The sequence below is a fragment of the Psychromonas sp. genome (assembly GCF_983033635.1).
Genome location: NZ_CEZLMY010000243.1, coordinates 1 through 3,999, shown reverse-complemented (window position 1 = coordinate 3,999; position 3,999 = coordinate 1). Strand labels below are relative to the sequence as shown.

The window sequence follows — 3,999 nt, the reverse complement described above, 5'->3', positions numbered from 1 at the left end:
AACAGGGCATGACATTGCTTGAGGTGATGCTTGCGCTGGTTATTTTGGCGACGTCTGGTTTAGCTGTGATGAAATCAGCTTCTGAAGCGTTAAATAATCAAGCTTATCTGAGTTAGAAAAACAATGAAATCAAGGTTGAAAATAACAGCAGTAAAACAACAGGGCATGACATTGCTTGAGGTGATGCTTGCGCTGGTTATTTTGGCGACGTCCGGTTTAGCTGTGATGAAATCAGCTTCTGAAGCGTTAAATAATCAAGCTTATCTGCAAGATAAAACCTTTGCTCTATGGGTTGCAAGTAACCGTTTGGTGGAATTGAAATTGCAAAAGAAGTGGCCATCATCAAGCTGGCAAAATGACACAGAAGAGTTTGCCGGAAACAGCTGGCATTTACGTTATCAAACGGTGGAAACAGGTGATAGCAACTTTAAAGCATTGGATATTGAAGTGAGTGCTCAGAAAGAGGGTAGCGCACTAGCTTATATTAGGACCTACATTGCGAAATAGTAACTTTTCATTCTCCAGCTCTTTAAGCAAAGGCTTTACACTACTTGAAGTGTTAATTGCTATCGCAATTTTTGCGATGTTAAGCCTGACCGCTTATCAGGTATTACAAGGTGTTTTACGCAGTGGTGAGATAAGCAAAGAGCACAGTGAGTCATTGACGCAACTGCAACGAGCAATGCTTATTATTGAACAGGACTTTACCCAAATTGTGGCGCGAACCTCGCGGGATGAGAGTGGGGAACAAGATAAATTACGGGTTATCACAGCGGGCAGTTCACTGTTTGACTCAGAAGATCAGGGCATTGAATTTAACCGTCTAGGTTGGCAAAACCCGCTTGGTTTACTGCCTCGTTCTAATATTTTACGGGTACGTTATCGACTACAAGAGGGGCAATTACAACGTTTGTATTTTCTTTACCCTGATTTAGTGGCAGGGCAAGAGCCGGAAGTGCAGGTATTATTAAATAATATTGAAAAACTCAGTTTCCGTTTTTGGAATAATGGTTGGCAAAGCACATGGGAGCCTGAAAAAAAGCTGCCAACAGGTATCGAAATTAACTTTACCAGCAAACATTATTCTGAAATTCGTCGTGTTTTTTTAATCTCCGCTGGTGAGGTTATTCAATAATGGCTGTAGTTAATAAGAAAAAACAAGGTGGTATCGCTTTAATTACAGTTTTAATGATTTTGGCCATCATGGTAACTATTGCAGCGACTATGACCGGACGTTTAACGTTAAGTTTAAAGCGTACTGAGGGGTTAACTTTTTCGCAAAAAGTATATTGGTACGGGCAGGCCTCGGCAGATTTAGGAAGAATGATTTTAGATCAGGATTTTGCTGATAGTGAGGTGGTGAGCTTGGATCAAATATGGGCAACACCAGATATGGTATTCCCGCTTGATAACGGTAATCTGGCCGGGCAGATTAAAGATCAGCGCAGTTGTTTTAATGTTAATGCTGTTGGTCTGCAAGACCAGGGTAATACGCCTGCCGTGCCGGTAAGCCAATTCCAATATTTATTAGAAGCTATCGGCTTAAATGATTACAAAGCCGAGATGGTTGCCGAATCGACGCGGGACTGGGTTGATCCAGATGATAAAAGCGATGCCGCTCAAGGTGCAGAAGATAGTTTTTATCAAGGGCGAAGTGTTGCCCATTTAGCCGCAAATAATTTAATGGTTGATATCAGTGAACTTCGAGCGGTGCAGGGGGTGGGGCAAAAAGTATATGAAAAAATAGCGCCCTATTTATGTGCAGTTCCCTCACAGGATCTGATTATTAATGTTAATACCGTGAGTGTGGAGCAGCCTGAAATTTTATATGCCTTGTTTAAGAGAGAGCATGATCTTACTGTCTCTGATTTCCAAAAATTACTAGATGATCGCCCAACGAGTGGTTGGAATAATGTCAGTGATTTTTTAGCAAACAGCCTCTTTAAGGACTTAGATATATCGGCGGCCTTAAAAAAACAGCTAAGTGTCAGCAGTGAGTTTTTTCAATTAAACGGTATTGTTGAATTTGAAGAACGCTTACTGACAGTTAAGCTTTTATTTAAAATTGACGCTAAAAAGGCAAAAGTGATCCGTTATCAATCTGGTGGATTTAAATGAACTTAGTGTTACAGAATAAATGGATAATACGCGCCGTAACAACGACGGGTATGATGGAGATTGTTGGTGACTGAACGATTAATAATCCGCTTAGCAAGTGAAGCTTCGCAGAAAAATCATTGGCTTATATGGTCAGATAGTGAAAATGAAATTATTGCCTCAGGACAGGTTGATAATGCGCAGCAATTAAATTTATTAAGCGAAAAAGCACAGCAACGTGCTGTTATCTGTTTGCTGCCCGGTGTGGATGTGTGCATTAAAGCGATCACTATTAACGGTGTTTTTAATCGTCAAATGCAACAGGCGTTACCCTATCTGGTGGAAGAAGAGCTGGCATCTGATGTAGAAAAATTACACTTTTCTGTTATCGCAAAACAGACAGATTTACTGCATGTCGCGATTTGTGACAAACAGAAAATATCAACTTGGCTGAACTGGTTAGAGGCCGCACAGATAAGCTGCAAACAGTTGATCCCTGAAGGTTTAACCCTGCCTTGTGTTGACGGAAAGTGGCAGGCGCTGCAGCTCGAAAAGCAGTGGATAATCAGAGAGAGTCATGACCTTGCTTGGAGCTGTGAGGAAACAATGCTTGACTTTATATTAGAGAGTAAACTCGAAGAGAATTTATCACAGCAGATCGAAAGTTACAGCCCGTTCCCTGAAAGCACTGTTGGCCAGTGGACTAATAGTGATGCCATGTTACCAATGGAGTTACTGGCAAAAGGAACCCTGAATAATAAAATAAACCTGCTAACGGGGGAATTTAAACCGAAAAAAGAGAGTAATAAACAACTTGAAAAGTGGCGAATTCCAGCTGTTTTAACCGCCGTCTTGTTTGTTTTCCTGATGTTTAACCTTTATCTGAAAAATATGCAGGTAGAAAAACAAACCCTGTTAGTTAAACAGCAAGTTGAAGCTGTTTATAAACAAGCATTCCCTTTGCAGGATAAATTAAAATACGCACGTATTAAGAAAAAACTTAAAAGCATGTTGCTTGGCTTAGATGGCGGTGTTGCTGAATCCGGTTTTTTATCGATGCTTAATGAGTTACTACCTGCTTTTGTAAATAATCCGGAGCTTGAAGCGACTAGCCTTAAATTTGATAGAAAAAAACTTGAGATGCGAATTTTAGTCAGTGGTAATAACTTCCAATCATTTGAAAAATTCACCGATTCAATACCTAAGCATTTCAGCGTGGAGCAAGGCGCACTTAATAGCAGTAAAGATCGTGTTAGCGGTTTGCTAACAATAAGGAAAAGATAATGACTGAACAGTTTAAAGATTGGTGGAAAAGTATTTCCGAAAGAGAACAACAACTGTCATTAGTCAGTGCTGCTTTTTTATTGCTGGCCATTGTTTACTGGGGCGCTTGGAAGCCGTTAGCAAACCAGTTGCAACAGAGCAAAAAGGAGTTGAGCCGTGCTGAGCAAACATTGAGTTGGGTGCAGGATAAAGCGGTTGTATTGGTGCAAGCCGGGGTGGCTAAACAGAAAGTAAGCAGTAAAAAATTAAGCTTAACGCAAGTTGTTAATAAAAGTGCCAGGCAACATGGCATCAAGTTTTCACGCATTGTGAATAAAAAACAGCAGCTCGAAGTGTGGATCACTGATGTTGAATTTGGCCGCTTTATTGACTGGTTAACAAGCTTAAATAATCAGCATTCTGTGTCCGTTATCAATACCGATTTGTCAAGAATGGATAAAGAGGGTCACATCAAAATTAATCGTTTATTACTTGGTTATTAATATAATACCCAAGCTACTTGAAGATGCAGGAATCAGCAAGTCGAGAGGTGACTAGATTCAAGGCATAAAGCCGAAGATCTAGCATTCTACATCAAGGTTTTATAACGCTGAAGATGGTTGCCTCTCGCCTTGCCCA

6 protein-coding genes are annotated in these 3,999 nt (G+C 40.5%); all 6 read left to right on the top strand.

Going from position 1 to position 3,999, the window contains the following annotated elements:
• Positions 1-116 (top strand): prepilin-type N-terminal cleavage/methylation domain-containing protein (locus tag AC4GME_RS17815; RefSeq protein ID WP_490379936.1); only part of this gene is annotated, 116 nt, incomplete at its 5' end.
• Between the two features lie 7 nt (positions 117-123).
• The gene (gene gspI, locus AC4GME_RS17810; protein WP_490376269.1) at positions 124-507 is read left to right on the top strand and encodes a type II secretion system minor pseudopilin GspI; all 384 of its coding nucleotides are present in this window, start codon (positions 124-126) and stop codon (positions 505-507) included.
• Positions 497-1,135, top strand: coding sequence for a type II secretion system minor pseudopilin GspJ (gspJ, locus tag AC4GME_RS17805; RefSeq protein WP_490376270.1), 639 nt, complete (start codon positions 497-499; stop codon positions 1,133-1,135). Before gspI ends, gspJ begins: the two co-directional genes overlap by 11 nt.
• The gene (gspK, locus tag AC4GME_RS17800) at positions 1,135-2,118 is read left to right on the top strand and encodes a type II secretion system minor pseudopilin GspK (protein WP_490376271.1); all 984 of its coding nucleotides are present in this window, start codon (positions 1,135-1,137) and stop codon (positions 2,116-2,118) included. Before gspJ ends, gspK begins: the two co-directional genes overlap by 1 nt.
• 66 nt (positions 2,119-2,184) lie before the next feature.
• Entirely contained in the window at positions 2,185-3,381 is a 1,197-nt protein-coding gene (gene gspL, locus AC4GME_RS17795; protein WP_490376272.1) for a type II secretion system protein GspL, read from the top strand.
• A complete protein-coding gene (locus AC4GME_RS17790) occupies positions 3,381-3,863 on the top strand; it encodes a type II secretion system protein M (RefSeq protein WP_490376273.1) in 483 nt (160 codons plus the stop codon). Before gspL ends, AC4GME_RS17790 begins: the two co-directional genes overlap by 1 nt.
• Positions 3,864-3,999: the final 136 nt, after the last annotated feature.